17 protein-coding genes and 1 other RNA gene are annotated in these 15,998 nt (G+C 41.8%); 2 read left to right on the forward strand and 16 right to left on the reverse strand.

The window, feature by feature from the left end; genetic code table 11:
- Positions 1–346 precede the first annotated feature (346 nt).
- The 11 genes from cmoB to FET73_RS07850 form a co-directional block, all read right to left on the reverse strand.
- Positions 347–1,324 carry a tRNA 5-methoxyuridine(34)/uridine 5-oxyacetic acid(34) synthase CmoB gene (gene cmoB / locus FET73_RS07800; RefSeq protein ID WP_154223397.1) on the reverse strand — a complete coding sequence of 326 codons (978 nt, stop codon included), beginning with the start codon at positions 1,322–1,324 and terminating at the stop codon, positions 347–349.
- Positions 1,324–2,037, reverse strand: coding sequence for a carboxy-S-adenosyl-L-methionine synthase CmoA (gene cmoA, locus FET73_RS07805; RefSeq protein WP_154223398.1), 714 nt, complete (start codon positions 2,035–2,037; stop codon positions 1,324–1,326). The genes cmoB and cmoA overlap by 1 nt, the downstream gene beginning before the upstream one ends.
- A 12-nt stretch (positions 2,038–2,049) precedes the next feature.
- A complete protein-coding gene (locus FET73_RS07810) occupies positions 2,050–2,400 on the reverse strand; it encodes a histidine triad nucleotide-binding protein (protein ID WP_154223399.1) in 351 nt (116 codons plus the stop codon).
- 18 nt (positions 2,401–2,418) lie between these two features.
- Positions 2,419–3,006: a recombination mediator RecR gene (recR, locus tag FET73_RS07815; RefSeq protein WP_154223400.1), complete on the reverse strand. Its 588-nt coding sequence runs from the start codon at positions 3,004–3,006 to the stop codon at positions 2,419–2,421.
- Between the two features lie 20 nt (positions 3,007–3,026).
- Positions 3,027–3,350 (reverse strand): YbaB/EbfC family nucleoid-associated protein, encoded by a 324-nt coding sequence (locus FET73_RS07820; protein WP_154223401.1) that lies wholly within the window; start codon positions 3,348–3,350, stop codon positions 3,027–3,029.
- 14 nt (positions 3,351–3,364) lie between these two features.
- Complete coding sequence (dnaX, locus tag FET73_RS07825) at positions 3,365–5,098, reverse strand: DNA polymerase III subunit gamma/tau (protein WP_154223402.1); 1,734 nt, start codon at positions 5,096–5,098, stop codon at positions 3,365–3,367.
- 27 nt (positions 5,099–5,125) lie between these two features.
- An RNA gene (gene ffs / locus FET73_RS07830) (signal recognition particle sRNA small type) lies at positions 5,126–5,221 on the reverse strand.
- Positions 5,222–5,264: 43 nt separating this feature from the next.
- A complete protein-coding gene (locus FET73_RS07835) occupies positions 5,265–5,957 on the reverse strand; it encodes an HdaA/DnaA family protein (RefSeq protein WP_154223403.1) in 693 nt (230 codons plus the stop codon).
- 1 nt (position 5,958) lies between these two features.
- A complete protein-coding gene (locus FET73_RS07840; protein WP_154223404.1) occupies positions 5,959–7,146 on the reverse strand; it encodes an AI-2E family transporter in 1,188 nt (395 codons plus the stop codon).
- A complete protein-coding gene (locus FET73_RS07845; protein WP_154223405.1) occupies positions 7,136–7,717 on the reverse strand; it encodes a CDP-alcohol phosphatidyltransferase family protein in 582 nt (193 codons plus the stop codon). Before FET73_RS07845 ends, FET73_RS07840 begins: the two co-directional genes overlap by 11 nt.
- Complete coding sequence (locus FET73_RS07850; RefSeq protein WP_154223406.1) at positions 7,714–8,802, reverse strand: DUF2066 domain-containing protein; 1,089 nt, start codon at positions 8,800–8,802, stop codon at positions 7,714–7,716. Before FET73_RS07850 ends, FET73_RS07845 begins: the two co-directional genes overlap by 4 nt.
- Positions 8,803–9,148: 346 nt before the next feature.
- On the opposite strand from FET73_RS07850, the gene FET73_RS07855 reads away from it, so the two are divergent.
- Positions 9,149–10,597, forward strand: a complete 1,449-nt coding sequence (locus FET73_RS07855; RefSeq protein WP_218944298.1) for a DUF5123 domain-containing protein — start codon at positions 9,149–9,151, stop codon at positions 10,595–10,597.
- 99 nt (positions 10,598–10,696) lie between these two features.
- On the opposite strand, the gene FET73_RS07860 is transcribed toward FET73_RS07855, so the two are convergent.
- Both FET73_RS07860 and FET73_RS07865 read right to left on the reverse strand, forming a co-directional pair.
- Positions 10,697–11,239, reverse strand: coding sequence for a hypothetical protein (locus tag FET73_RS07860; protein ID WP_154223408.1), 543 nt, complete (start codon positions 11,237–11,239; stop codon positions 10,697–10,699).
- Between the two features lies 1 nt (position 11,240).
- Complete coding sequence (locus tag FET73_RS07865; protein ID WP_154223409.1) at positions 11,241–11,618, reverse strand: GFA family protein; 378 nt, start codon at positions 11,616–11,618, stop codon at positions 11,241–11,243.
- A 236-nt stretch (positions 11,619–11,854) separates the two neighbouring features.
- On the opposite strand from FET73_RS07865, the gene FET73_RS07870 reads away from it, so the two are divergent.
- Positions 11,855–12,886, forward strand: a complete 1,032-nt coding sequence (locus tag FET73_RS07870; protein WP_179952182.1) for an SdiA-regulated domain-containing protein — start codon at positions 11,855–11,857, stop codon at positions 12,884–12,886.
- A 44-nt stretch (positions 12,887–12,930) separates the two neighbouring features.
- Here FET73_RS07870 and FET73_RS07875 read toward each other — a convergent pair whose 3' ends face one another.
- The 3 genes from FET73_RS07875 to FET73_RS07885 all read right to left on the reverse strand — a co-directional run bounded on the left by FET73_RS07875 (position 12,931) and on the right by FET73_RS07885 (position 15,893).
- Complete coding sequence (locus FET73_RS07875; RefSeq protein WP_154223411.1) at positions 12,931–13,365, reverse strand: hypothetical protein; 435 nt, start codon at positions 13,363–13,365, stop codon at positions 12,931–12,933.
- Between the two features lie 502 nt (positions 13,366–13,867).
- Positions 13,868–14,617, reverse strand: coding sequence for an SDR family oxidoreductase (locus tag FET73_RS07880; protein ID WP_154223412.1), 750 nt, complete (start codon positions 14,615–14,617; stop codon positions 13,868–13,870).
- Positions 14,618–14,633: 16 nt separating this feature from the next.
- Positions 14,634–15,893, reverse strand: coding sequence for a tetratricopeptide repeat protein (locus tag FET73_RS07885; RefSeq protein ID WP_154223413.1), 1,260 nt, complete (start codon positions 15,891–15,893; stop codon positions 14,634–14,636).
- Positions 15,894–15,998 lie beyond the last annotated feature (105 nt).

Raw genomic sequence — 15,998 nt, forward strand, 5'->3', positions numbered from 1 at the left:
TTATCGCCGTTTTGATTTCGTTTGCAAGCTTTATTTTCAATCTTTTTCAAAACCAAATCAAACCGCTTTCAAAATCTTTTCCCTTCATCTCGAAGGGCTGCGTATTATCGCTTTATTTTCACCTTATGCAAGCGGTTTTTTTCATCTTTTTGAAATTTATTTCAAAGCCAATTAAAAAACCTTTTAAACAGTCACTTTTCGTGACCACTGCCTGACAAGGTGTGCGAATTATAGACCCAAAAACTTTCTTGTAAACCCTTTTGTGACACTTTTATGAAATTAGTTTGTGGCTTATATTAAATGCGACCATATAGCTGATTTTTTAAAATCAAACAATCTAACTTATTTACCTTTGTGCTTTGATGATAGCGCGCTTTGGCAAGTCATAACCTTCTATGGTTTTACCTGTTTCTTTATCAATGAATTCTGGAAGTGAGTGAAAGCGCATCCATTCGGTTGACCGTTGTTCCTCTGGTGTGGTTGTACTGACATCAAGCACTTCTATGTTTTTCATGCCAATGCGCTCTAACCACAGACACAACATGTCTGTACTGGGTAAGAACCACACGTTACGCATTTGTGCGTAGCGATCTTTTGGAATCAAACATGTTTGTTTATCACCATCTACCACGATTGTTTCTAAAATCAAAGTACCCTCTTTAACCAACAACCCCTTCAAATGCTCCAGATGCCCAATGGGTGATTTACGGTGGTATAACACACCCATGGAAAACACCACGTCAAAGCACTGCATGTGTTCGGGCATGTGTTCCATCTTCAATGGCAAGATACCCGCTTGAGACTTTATGTATTGATTAACCGCCCAAAACTGAACGTTCTGTAAAAGGCCTGGTTCAATACCTAACAACAACTCTGGCTTTTGTTGCGCCATACGCAACAAGTAATAACCGTTACCACAACCTACATCCAACACACTCTTATATGACAAGTCCGGTAAATGGGGTTCAATCCGCGACCACTTCATATTGGATCGCCATTCAGTATCTATAAAGGTATCGAACAATTGAAATGGCCCTTTTCTCCAAGGGTGTAACAGCTCTAGTTGTGCTTGTAGCGCTTCGGCTTCATTTAGGGTAGGCATTCCTCTTGCTGTAACTGCATCCAGATTCAAACCGACCGAATCAACATCAATTGTTGGTAATTCACTCAATGCAGTTAACCATTTAGGTAAGTCACCCTGATTGATGTTATCAATGATTTGTTGTGTTATGGATTGTAATACATGCTTATGAGGCGCTACTTTACTGTTATCTATTTGCTTCCACAGTGAAGCCAATTGTTTTTCAAATACAGCGTGATGCATTATTTAACACAAACAAATGATACAAAGTTAAAGGCACGAAACCACACTTCGACTTGAGAAAACCCGGCTTCAGTTAAACGCACTTTCCATTCAGAAACCGTGTCTGGCAATAAAGTGTCTTCTAAAGCTTGGCGTTTGCGAGCGATTTCACGGTCACTGTAACCGTTGATTTTTTTATAACCATGGTAAGCATCAATCAATGCATCCGATGACTTGACCTTTTCAGATAGAACAAACACCCCACCCTGATTCATGCCTTGATAAATATTCTTTACAGCACCATTTCGCAGCGCAGGGTCAATAAATTGCAAAGTGAAATTGCTCGCCACCATACTGGCGTTTTTGATTGTCGTTTCTGACAGGTCTTGTTGCTCAACTGAAATGGTGTTATTGATTTGCTGGGTTCGAAGTAATTGATTTAAACCTGCAATCATTGCATCAGAAATGTCGATGGCATGGATGGTCACGTTTTGAGGTCCAAGTGCTTGATCCAGTGTCAGACTGACACCACCCAAAGAAGCACCCAAGTCATATATGTGTGTTTGCCGCTTCACATGTTTCATGGCAAACATGGCAATGCCTTTTAATATGGTGTCATAACCTGGTACTGATCGTTTGATCATATCAGGAAACACTGAGACCACTTTTTCATCGAAAGCAAATGATGAAACTTGACTGAAACCCTCATCAAAAATTTGGTCTTTCTTATCCATCGACCTAATCCCTCAGCCCGGCGGCCAATTCATCATGCGGCCAGCCAGTAGGTGCATGTGAATGTGATACACCGTTTGCTGACCGTTTTCATTACAGTTCATCACCACGCGGTAACCATTTTCAGCTTCACCAATTTCTTTGACATAGTCATTGATTGCCAAATGCATTTTAGCAACGTAGTCCACATTATCGGTATTGATGTCATTGTGGGTACTGATGCGCACTTTGGGGATAAATAAGACATGAACAGGTGCTTGTGGATTGATGTCCTTAAAACCCAGCACAAAATCATCTTCATATATGACATCAGCAGGAATTTCCTTGCTGATGATTTTATCAAAAATCGTTCCTTCGTCAGACATAAGTCACTCAAAAATTATTTAAATATTAACACGTGACGCAAAAGCATGTGCCAATGTGCTGTTATCGATGTACTCTAAATCACCACCCAAGGGCACACCATGTGCTAATCGTGTGGTTTTGATACCGCCCTTTTCTGCCAAATGTGACAGGTATTGAGCCGTGGTTTCACCTTCAACAGTTGACCCAGTGGCTAAAATCATCTCTTTACAAGCTTCATCTGATAACAATTCAACCAACAGATCCAACTTCAACTCTTTGGGGCCCATTCCATCAATGGGTGACAATTTGCCATGTAAAACAAAGTACCTGCCTTTGTAATCCGTGGCTTGCTCCAAATGAACTATGTCCGCAGGCGATTCAACCACACAAATTTGTTGTTTACTTCTTTGTTCGTTACTACAAATTTTACACAATTCATGCTCTGTCAATGTGCGACAAGCTTTACACTCTTTGACCTGCTCTACGGCTTGCAATAAAGTTTCAGCCAAATGCTTAGCACCTGCTTTGTCTTTTTGTAATAAATGAAAAGTCAGCCGCTGGGCTGACTTGGGTCCGATGCCTGGCATGATTTGCAAAGCATTCATTAATTGACTGATTAAAGACATGAAATATGAGCGCCAAACAATCAGAATGGCATTTTAAAACCAGGAGGCAATTGCATGCCCTGGGTTAAATCACCCATGTCAATTTGCTGCAATTCAGACACTTTATTCAACGCATCATTGAACGCCGCAACCAACAAATCTTCCATCATTTCATTGTCACCGTCAATCATGTCATGATCGATGCGAATAGATTTAACCTGGTGTTGACCATTCATGGTTACACTGACGATGTCGCCGCCAGCCTTACCCACCACTTCTTTTGTCGCCAAATCTTTTTGATTTTGTTCCATTTGCTGTTGCAGCTTTTGTACCTGCTGCATCATATCGCCTAATTTACCTTTCATAATTTCACCTGATGTTATTTCGTACCAAATTTGTTTTCAATCACTGTGGCGCCAAACTGTTGTTGCAGCTCTGAAACCACAGGATCCTTGTGAGGCGCCAATTGTTGTTGTTGCTGTTGCGCTGCCAAAGCTTGTGCCTTGGCCACGCTGCTCACCTCATCTGCCAATTGATAAATCAACTGAAAACCTTGAGCTTCAACTTGTAAAATCTGCTCAAAAACCTGCTTAGACTTATCTGACAAATACATTTGCGCCTGTGTATCTACAGCAAATGTGAGGGTGTTTGCTTCATTTTTCAACAGTTCAAAATGTCGGGCCATTTCTCTGGTACTGCCCTTTAAAGGCAAATCTGGAAAAGCACTGAGCCACATTTCTTGGGTCAAACCTTCAAATGACAAGATGGGTTGGTGTGTTTGGGCAGATTGATTTTGCTCGGCAACCGCTTGCCTTGATTGAGGCTGGCTTTGAACCGGCTGATCTGATGAAGGTTTTTGAGTATGAGATTCAACAACAGCATCAACAGGCTTCTCTGTAACTTGATCATTATTGTTTTGTTCAACCGCCTGGTGCGACTTGATTTGTGCCTGGGGTACCTCAGTTTTTTCAGGCACAGGCTTTAATTCAGTGTTTTTTTTTGAGTCCGCGTTCATTCCACTGTCATAAGGCCCTACTTCAAAAGCCAGCATCCTGATGATGGCCATCTCAAAACTGATTTTCTTATTCGGTGCCATGCGCATTTGATCCAATGACAACATCACCAATTGATAATACATTTGTACCGCTTCTGCCGACAAGGCCTGTGCAAAATGCTTCAGGTCTGCCACATCAAATGCGGCACTGCCAGTGACCTTTTGGAATTGTTGTATCAAAGCCACTTCGTGAAGCAGCAAACACAGTTCTTCTAATACTTGCACATAATCAATCGACATTTCGTGCAACCATTCAAGCTTGGCTACCACGCCATCATGATCGCCTTCACCTATCAACTTCATCAACTCAGTCACATGAGAATGTTCAACCGTACCCAGCATGTTGCGGATTTCATCGTAAGTCACTTGGCCAGCACCAAATGCCAAAGATTGATCCATTAAGCTCAGAGAGTCTCGCATTGAACCGTCTGCCACCCGCGAAATTAACGCGATGGCCTTGTCATCATAGTTGACGTTTTCTTTAACCAGCAGAGATACCAAGTGGTCTGAAATTTGTTTTTGGGTTAAACGCTTTAGGTTGAATTGTAAACAGCGTGATAAAACCGTAATAGGCAATTTATCTGGTTCGGTCGTTGCGAGTAAGAATTTAACGTGTTCGGGTGGCTCTTCCAATGTTTTCAATAAGGCATTGAAACTGCTTTTAGAAAACATGTGCACCTCATCTATGAGGTAAATCTTGTAGCGCCCTTTACTCGGTGAGTAATGGACATTTTCTAACAGCGCACGTGTGTCATCAACACCTGTTCTTGACGCCGCATCAACCTCAATCAGGTCAATGAATTCGCCTGACTTAATCTCTTCACAGTGGGTGCATACACCACAGGGAGTTCCTGAAACACCTTCAAGACAATTCAGTGATTTGGCCAACACACGAGCCAAGGTGGTCTTGCCTACACCGCGAGTTCCGGTGAATAAAAAAGCATGGTGAAGTCGGTTGTTTTCAAGTCCGTTGACCAATGCCTGTACGACATGTTCTTGTCCAACGATTTCTTGAAAGTTTTGAGGGCGGTATTTACGTGCTAAAGCTTGATATGTCATTTGAGGCCAGTGATGAATTAAAGGGACTCCCGCCAGCCGGTCCCCGCACATGAAGTCACGACTGTGGCTGCTCCCTTCCGGGCCTGACCAAGTCCACCGCTATTCATTGCGAGGTGACAAACGGAAGTCACCAGGCCGGTATTATCGCCAATCAAGAAATTAAAGTCTATAGTCCAGACAGATTTATTTTCTTTAATAAAGGGACAGTCAACCTGTGCTTTTCTTTCAAGGTCTCTGTTTCTATTGTTTTCAACAATTGGCATAAACTTGGGTAATCTCTGGACAAATGTTTTTCGACGTATGGCAAAACGGCTGCATCAAAAGTGATGCCTTTATCTACCAATTGCCTTTCAAACAGTGCCAACGCTTTTTCTCCTGCCAAAACAGTCAATGGTAAGATTTGCCCAGCATTGAGCCTAGAACGCAAATCCGGCAAACACCAGTCTTTGCTTCGCGGGGAAATTGAAGCACTGTATATCAATGAAATGCCATTGGCCTTACAGTGGTTATATAAATTAAATGCCAATGTTTCATCAGCACGATTGCCTGCAAGCACATTCACATCATCCACCAACAACAAAGCCAAATCAGTTGGCAACACATTTTCAATGGGCACTGTTTTCATTTGCTCTGCAGCAACCATCATGACCTTGGTCGTTTGTCTTTCATGCCAATGTCGACAGGCATTCAGCACGTGCGTTTTTCCCGTGCCAGGTGCTCCCCAAACATAACTGAAATCTGGTAACCTGCTTTTGAGCGCAGACACAACCGGCACATCCTCATCTGCAAGGATAAAGTCTTCGAAGTCTTGTGACTGAGCGGTAACCAATTCCAGTGGCACTTGCTTGCTGTGTTTCATATCAAACTTCTTTATCTTCACCAGTGTCTGGAGCTTGACTCAGTTTGTCTTCCGTTTCAGATTGAATTGCTTTCTGTTTTTGCCGCTTGTTGTTATCCCCATCCGGCTTTTTGCTTAAATTGATTTCATTTTCCTTGCCATATAACTTACTTTCCATATACCTGACATGCCCATACCGCAACAACACCATAATGACAGCCGCCAGCGGCAAGCCTAACAGCACACCAACAAAACCGAACAATTGACCACCTGCCAAAACAGAAAAAATGACCGCCACTGGATGTAAACCAATGCGATCACCAACCAACCAAGGCGTCAAAATAAAGCCTTCCATAAGCTGACCAATGCCGAAAACAATCAATACATATATGATGTGGTTGATGTCTCCAAATTGCATAAATGCCGCAATCACACCAGCAATCAAACCGACAATAGTGCCTAAATAAGGCACAAAAGAGACCATGCCAGCCCCCATGCCAATCAATAAAGAGAGCTCAATACCAACCAACCACAGACCAATGGTATAAATGGTACCCAAAGCCAACATCACACTCAATTGCCCCCTAAGAAATGAAGACAACACTGCATTTGAATCGCGGGTTAATTGATTGACAGTATTATAATAAGGTCGTGGCACCAACTCACCCACTCGAGCAGTAATGATGTCCCAGTCTCTCAATAAATAAAATGTAACCACAGGAATTAATAAACCATTCATCATCCAGTTCACCACCACCATGCCACTCTTGCCGACTGAAGAAATGATGTTTTGAGCAATACCACCGGCTTGACTCCAGTGCGATTTAATCAAAGCACCCAATTCAGATATATCAAACAAGTCAGTTTGCAAGCCAAAATTTTGTTGCAACCAAGGGGTTAGATTCTCACTTAACCATTCGAAATACATCGGTAAACGACTGACAAAACTCGATATTTGTTGCTCCAATGCAGGAATCAAGAGCAAAGCCACACCAATCACTATTAAGGTAATAACAAAAAAAACGATGGTGACCGAAATAGAACGGCTGAACTTCCAAGACTCCAGTTTATCCGCCAACGGGTCAAACAAATAAGCCAACAAAGCACTGACCGCAAATGGCGTCAATATGGGGGACAGCAAGTAAACCAAATAGCCCACTAAAATAGCAACGGCCAAAAAATACCATTGTTGATTTCGATCAGTTAACATGAGACTGCTCCAGTCGCGCCATACGGCGACCCATTAATACATATTGAATACCACTGCTAAATGTGGTGAAACCCACGGCATAAAACAACCATGACATTGAAAATGGTAAGTGCCACCAATCTGCCAAATCAAGTAATAAAAACAGAATCAAAAGGATTTGTAACACCGTATTACACTTGCTCCAGAAAGTCGGTTGTGCTTGTTTTATCTTACCAATCTTAAAGTGATAATAGCTGGTACCTAAAACAATCAGCACATCGCGCAACACCACCATAACAAACAACCACAGCGGGATGACAGATTGCCATGCCAACACCAAATAGCACAACATCATCATGGCTTTATCAGCCAGAGGATCTAAAATGCCGCCCAACCAACCTTGCCAACCAAACCGCTTGGCAAGAAAGCCATCCAAACCATCAGATAAACCTGCAAAAAAAGTGATGATTAAAGCGGTCTGATAATCTTTCTGCCACATGTAATACACCAAAGGCCCTAAAGCAATGATGCGCCCTATGGTGATGATGTTTGGCAAATAACTCAGCCATTGTAACTTTTGTTCTGGTTTCATTGAGGTAGTGCAGAAAAAATTAAACTGTTTCCCGTATCTAATGGCAAATAATTCAACACCGATTCATTGTCAACGAATCGTGTAAACGTTTCTGCAAGCACACTGATATCCAATCTCAAATGAAGCACCTGCCCTTTCAGTTTTTCAATTTGCCACTGGTTGATCAGCGATTGGTTATTCAGGTAATTGATGATCATTAACATTTGGTCGGCATTGTAAATATTATTGATTTGAATAGAAATGGTGCGATTGGCCAATTCATTGGCAAAAATTTGTTGATTCGCTGCTTGGTGACTTTGGACAAAATCACTCAAATGATTGAAACCTTGACTGAGCTTCACAAACTGTCGGTGTTTGATGATGACATCTTCACCCGCTTTAGCCAAGCCCATTCTGTAAGAATACCCAAGTCCAGTGTCCTTAACATAAACCAGTAACACATTTTCATATTGTTGCACTTGATGCAGATAGTCAATCACATCAGGGTTGAGCAACTTCACATCTTCAGGCGCAAAATTCATCAAATCTGACGCGTCAACTTGGTAAAAATCGGCAGGAACGCCCTTATTTTCTAACCACTTGTTTAACCAATAATGATTGTCCCCAGTTTCTGGCTCAAACGACAACACACCTGACTCATCTTCCGAAACCATCCAAACCAACATGGGTGTGCGTCTGTTAGGCCAGATTGGTATTTCTTTTTCAACCATCTTCTGGCGCAACAACTGTTCATCTGCTACCACATGCAACCAATACTGCTGCTGACCATTGTGCCGCGGTGCTTGCTCAAAATAATGTCGCAATATCACAGAAGAAAAACTGTCATCTAACCAACCTTGACTTTCCACAGCTTCGGCATTTAAACCACTGCCTTTGCTGATCAGGTTAAACATGGCAGACTTAAGCGCACCCGGTGCTTTCACATTTTGTGAATCGACCAATGCTGCAGCTTGATTGACATTCACTTCTTTGGCGACACTTTGCAAAGAAAAAACCAACAACATACAAAATATCAAGCATACAAATAGAGCATCCAATTTAGGACTGAGAATCTGTGTGTTCGCATTCAATGGGATTTTATTCACAATGCACCTGTTGCCAAAAAAAACATGTTAACAGCGAATTATAAATGAATCAAAGTAATGACATTCACCTGATTTGATTGTTTTTTTGAATTAATTTTAGTTTCTGCGTCAGTAAATTTAAAAGCGGCTTGGTTATTAGACTTTTAATTTAAAAGGAACATGCGATCATCAGGCACCAAAAGGCAACTTATTATTAAAATGACAAACCACTAAACCATACTCATACAATGGTCATCAATATCAACCGCCTTAAAACACAGCAAGTGACTGATAAATTCTGAAACAATTCACATTTCATGTTGCCTGAAAGTGATACCATATTTCCTTTTAATTCCGTTTAAATATGATGACTAAAAAGTGGACGTTGTGCGCTCTACTCCTGTTGCTGATGTTCAATATACCAATGGTCTCAGCACAACAAAACTTCTATATTGACCCTATTAATGGCAGTGACAACAACACGGGGTCAGAAAACGCCCCTTGGGAAACCTTCCGAAACGTCATCAGCTATTATTCATCCAACTTCAAACCGCCACAATGGATTGAGCTTCAGCCCGGAGACACCATCTTCCTGATGGAAGGCATTCATAACACTTTGCTGAACCCTGGTGGAGATGGCGGTGCCACAGACGGTGGCGCATACCTTGTCTACTTCAGGGGCAAATACGGCGACATCAACAATTGGTTCCACATCAAAGCTTATCCTGGCACCAACCCCATACTCGATGCGGGAGGCAATGGCTCAGGCGCCCTCATCTACCAAAGCAGTCATTGGAACATCTCCGACATCACCATTCGCAATGCCTATGCCACGGGCGAAGGTGGCGGCCTCAGGCTAGCAGAGATTGAACACGTCAAAGTTTCAAATGTGGAAGTCTATGACACAGACGGTCTAGATAACAACAACATATCAGGCCTCCATTGTGCTGGCTGTTACGACATCGAAGTTTTTAACAGCAGCTTCCATGACAATTATGATCGAACCAACCACGACACCAATGGAGAAAGTACTGTCAACAGTTCTAATATGGTTTTTTTCCAAGGTGGCAACATCAGCGTCCACGACAACGACTTTTACAACAGTGTGCCGACATCTGCACAAAAGTCAGGCACATGTTTGAAATACAAACACGCCAGTTCAGATCCAGTTGCTTATTTTAAGGTTTACAACAACCAGTTTGAAAATTGCAAACACCACGCAATACAAACAGGTACAGCAAACAGCCACATACACCACAACACCATCATCAATTCTGACCGCATTCATTCGATTGATGCCGGCGGGCCAACCCACCAAGTGAATCAAACTTTTGAATACAACACGATTTATAACTCAGGTGGCATCCTACTCAACCCAACCACCAATTGGATCAACCAAGACTTCCCAAACGATCCCAAAAACATCACCATCAACAACAACATCTTTTATGACCTGATCCCAGCCTACAACCAAGAAAAAGGCCTGATCAATATTGGTACTTACATGAGCGATGACCTTTACAGCTTGATATTGCCCGAACTTAATTTACACAACAACTGCTACTACAACCCCAATACAGCGATTGAACTGAATATTGGTGCACAGAATGGTGGTAATTACGGCGTGCTGGGTGGCCGGTATGTACTCAGCGACTGGCAACAAGACTTGGGATTAGACAGTAACAGCATTGAAGCCGACCCCATGTTCACAGACATCAACAACGGCAACTTTCAACCTGAAACAAGCAGCCCTTGCATCAACATGGGCGCTTTCCCTCAGTATATGGACTTGATATTTGAACATGGTTTTGAATAAGTAAAATAAAAGTTAAAAACAAGGAAAGTCTAAAATTAAAAGGCGCTGGATAATGAGCCTAGAAACTGCATTGGACTCGTTTATTCATGACATTATTAATTAACATTCAATCCCACTGACTTTGGTTTGGCTCCCATCAAGTAATAGCCAGCCAGGAGAGCTTCCGTCTTTAAATAATACCCGCTGCCAAACTTGAACTTCAGGAAATGTAATGACCTCGAATAAACCAAAACCTTCATCAACTGGAACCTCACACTGAGAACCTTTGATAGAAACCCTTCCGTACCCTTCGCTGGTATAGTACAAGTAATCCACAATTTCATTTTTATATATGACTCGCTCATTGTCAGGCAGCGTGGGTTCACACTGTGTTGCCAACGCTTGTTCTTTAGTTTTCAACTTACCTACAGAAATGACTCGAGTTAAACCATCTTTTAAGCTAAAAGGTATTTTCCAATCAACGCCGTAAGGAATGATTTTTGTTTGTGACTTTTTATTCGGCAAGTTGTAAAGAAACAAGCTGTCCTGACCAGATGCATAATGCGGGAGACATTCGCCAAAAATACGCGGCTCCTCATGTACCGCATCTTGAGCCCAGTTTACGCCAGACATGAGCAACAACATAACAACCAGCTTTATCATTTCAATCTAAAAACTCCCAAGTATTCGCACCATCAAAGGGCCTGATTTTGAGCCGTGCGCGGTCTTTGGCTGTACACATGCGAAAATTCACCGCCATGCGTGTTGACTCATCACAGTTCAAACTCAACCAGTGTGTGGTACAGCCACAGTTTTTACATGAATGCATGGCTAAGGTTTTATCACCATGAACATAAGCAATGGTCTCGCCATTGCTTTCAGGCAAGGTCACATGACTCATGTCAACATGGCCCCACAATGCCCCCAGCCTTTGGCAAATGGAACAATTACATTCAACCAGCCACTTAGGCGATGCCGACAGGTTAAAAACCACAGCGCCACAATGACAGCTGCCTTGTATATTTGTTTTCTCAGTTTCCATCAAATGATGTTAACACAAGCATGTGACACATGGTTCAGCAACAGATTTGAAAATCTTGGCCCACCATTATGATCCTGTTTCACATAAAACACTGGTTTTATTGTAGTTGCTGGGCTTGCCCCAGCCTTTGCCCCGTATCACTTTTTTTTCAAAGTGACTTACTGAACGACAAGATCATTCCGCTGCATGAATATCTTCATAAAGGCACCCGCAAGGGGTGCGACTACGGTGATTCCTTGCTATCAACCATAAATACTTGTGAAACAGTACTAAAGTACAGCGCTATATTTGAAAATTCCAGTACGCCATCACAAATCAACCTGCCATTCAGTCATACCATAACTAACTACAATACAACGCCAATTAGCTTAACCATGCCTTTTAAAATCACAGCCTATTTCATACTGACCACAATCACCTGCCAGCACAGCAACGCCAATCCAGCCAACGGCAATCCGGCCAACTTAAGCGACTACATAGTTGATGGCAATTTCAGCCAACTGACCACTGAATATAACTTGTCTGGGATTACTTACAACCCGATTGCTGATGAATATGTCACGGTCAACCAAGACCGCTATTGCCGTTTGGACAATCAATTCAATGAGTTATTTTGCGGCGTGTTGTCATGTGGTGATTGTGAAGACATCACTTATTTGGGCACCAATGGTCAATTTTATGAATACGCCATTGTAGAAGAAGGTGGCAGCGAAGGTTCTGTATACATCGTCCAATCACCTTTTGAAACCCACAGCATCCGCATTGACCTACCAGGCCTACAAACACTGACCTATGCAGCCACATCCGGTGGCGATTCTGGCGAAGGCATTGCCTATGATGCTGCTAACAACCGCTTTTTTGTTTGCATAGAAGACCCTTCAATGGAAGTACTGGTATTCGACCGCCCTGCCCACTCAAACGATGCCACTTATTCAGACAACAGTCTGGTTGTCGCCACCGCATTGGACACCAATACACTTGAAGGCCTTTTAGGCACTTTCGCAGATTTATCCAGCTGCTATTTCAATCAAGCCAATGGCCGCCTGTGGCTAATGTCAGACACCGCCCACAATCTCAGCGTGGTGGATTTTCAGGGTAATTTACACGAACAACTGACCTTACCCGACCGCCAAGTCGAAGGCTTTACCTTTAGCCAAGACTTCAGCCAGCTGGTGGTGGTAACAGAACCCCGAGACTACCAAACTTATACGGCCGACATTGAAGTGATTGATTTGATTTTTGTTGATGGGTTTGAGGCTGGTAATTAGCGCCGCGCTCAGCCGCGGATAACTTTGGGCGCTTTGTTATGCATTTACTTGAGGGCCCTGATTTTTTCGAGTTTTTTCTCAACCTCGGTCCCCTCGATGTTAAAAGTTGACAGCTCGACGTCACAAATAGTAAGCCAAGGGTATTTGGCATATTCGTTGCTCTCACCGAGAAATGCCAAATAATAGATGCCCGGGATCAAACCAACCAAACCAGTACCATACCCCAAGACCTCTACAACTTTACCTTCTTTCTCTTCCGATCCTTTAAAGGACTCAATCAAGCGATATGTAGCTTGACTGTATCCAACTTCTTGCCCATCAAATTCTGTAGTTTTTAACTCTGTAGCCACTACTTGGAACAGTAATACAGATTTGGCTTCTTTAAACTTTTCTTTCTCGCTCTTTTCAGGCCCACACTGAAACCCAAAAGAAAGAGACGAAATAAGTGAAAATGTGATTGTTGCTATGATTTTCTTCATGATTGCATAACGATTAGCATCAGCGGCCCAGCTTTGCTGGGTCCGACTGCTTGCGTTTGTTATAACTTAGCTTTATTATAATGATACCAGGCATTAAGAAACACAGTAACGTAAATTAAAAATGCGATGGCAATAGTGCCAACTGGTACTTGGCCACTGGTATTTTCAAATAAGACTAGAGTGTACAAGCCGAATTGCACAACACCAACAACAACTATAAGCACGGACATGCCTACGCGCCTATAATAAGTCGAAATCACTTGCAAAGGTGTAACCAATAATACCCCCAACAAAAAAGAAGATCCATTGTAAAGGCGTGTAACTAGAGATGGGGGCTCGCTTGCAGGTGCGAATGCACTAAATATGAGGAAAAAACCAATAATTAGACCGATTATTCGAATAAAACCCATTTCTAAAGTTTGCCCCTAAAAGTTATAACAATTTATTAAATACGCATTATATGCATTTAACAAAGTAAAACTTAACTCATTATGGCCTGCGTTCAAGAAAGTTTTCTGATGATGCCTTTAGGTAAAACTGGAAACACATACCTGAAAAAGGCCCAAGGCCAGAAAGGCACATAACTGTTCAGCTTTTCTTTTTCTATTGCTTTCACCATGGCTTTAACACCCGTTTCGGTATCTACAATAAACGGTACTTTTTTCACTTTCTCATTGATTTCACTGCGTATAAAACCCGGATGAACACAACTGACTTTGATGTCTGTGTTCATTAAGTCAATGTACATACCCTCACACAAGTTGGTGACTGCCGCCTTGGTGGCCGCATAAACCGTGAGTGCACGCCGATAACCGCGAAAACCACTCATGGATGAAATCGCGACCAAGTGACCGTGCTGTTGTTCGCGCATGATTTCAAGCGCCGCTTCAGCTTGTGCAATTAAAGCGACAAAGTTCGTCTCAGCGGTTTGTTTATTGGCATGAAAGTAACCTGTACCCAAACTCGCGCCCTTCCCCATACCGGCATTCAAAATCGCCCGGTCTATATCACCCAAAGCGGATTTGAATTGCTTAAACACCGCAAAAACCTCATCATGGTCATTGACATCCAACTCAGCCACTTCAACCTGAATCTCAGGATTGATCAAAAGCAATTCCTTTTTCAACGATTCAAGGCTTTCCGTTCGGCGCGCACAAATAGCAAGGTTCCGCCCCTTCTGAGCAAACTGTCTCGCCATTTCCCTGCCCAGTCCTGAACTGGCACCGGTAATTATGATGTTTTTTCTGGTCATGTTTTTTTTGTTGTTATTAATCCAAAGTGATTGTTTCAGCTAAAATAGATTGCGTGTTTCTATAATGCCACTCTAGTACACTACTCTCTTCATTTTCGATAATTTTGAATTTTATCTCAATTGTACTTAGTTCAAGTTTTGATTGGTTTATTGCCTCTGTAATCAATTCCTTTACAGCTGAAGCAACCCCCTTCTTGACTGTATATTGGACCACTTCAAATGCGTTTTTAGGGCCCTCACAATCTGGGTCGTTATCTAACTTGTCATAATCCATATAATCTAACCCAAATTTACATTTATCGTCTTCTTCATCCACATCGTCTACATCATCACTGATAAACAAACCATTAATACTGTACCCATCATCAGATTCAATAAGCGTTTTATCTTCAGTCAGCTTATCTAAAATTTTGTCACCCAGCTCACCCAAAAATTTCATCTTTATCTCACCTCTGAATTCAGAAACATCTGTGCAAGTTGAATAAATGAAATCTTTTAACTCTGGAATATAATTATCTAACGATTCAGAAAAGCAATATTGCGTTCGTGGTTCCTTGTGTTCTCTTAAGTAATGACTTGCCTTTAATAATTCCACTGATTTTTCATCTGGAATCTTTGTTACAACAAACAGAGATTCATCACTTCCTCTGTACATGTGAGGGCCATGTTGGAGTCTTGAGGCATTTATAACACCAGATAACGACTCACCGGCAAACACTTCAATGACTTTTATTTTGTAAGTTATATACGCATCCATACAAAGTACACCAGGTTCAAAACAAGATGAAGGCTGAACCAATGGAATGTCTTCATAACCCAAGAGTTTGCCAACAAAAACCGTATTTACTTGTGCCGATTTATACTCTTCTTCTTTAATTTTTCTTTCAACAGCATTGGTATAATGTTCGGGAACTTGCCTTTCTTCTTTCGACATTCTGCCTAAATTAAATTGTGCATCCATATTTCCTTGTTTTGCAGCCTTTGAATACCAATGAACTGCTTTAACTGATTGTGAATATCCAGCAGTACCTGCATCAACCATATACCCAAGTAAAAACTGTGCCTTCGAGTGACCAAGCTCAGCGGCCTTTTCAACCCAAACTATTGCTTCTTTATCTTTAGATTGCTTAATGAGTTCAAATGCTTTCACATAATATTCTGTAGCTAGTTTTGAGTCAGTATTTAGCTTTTCTTCCGCCTTAATCTGATTAGGCTGAGTAGCACAGCCAGAAAAAATCAACGACATCAGATAAATCAGTAAGTATTCGATTTTCATATTTACCTCAATTAGAAATATTCAGTTATTTGAAAAAATTGACAAGTTAAAAGAGAATTCCTCTCGTCCACAAACCAAACAATTGAATATCATCTACTCAATTTT

It is taken from the genome of Marinicella rhabdoformis (assembly GCF_009671245.1).
In the GTDB taxonomy this organism is placed as follows: domain Bacteria; phylum Pseudomonadota; class Gammaproteobacteria; order Xanthomonadales; family Marinicellaceae; genus Marinicella; species Marinicella rhabdoformis.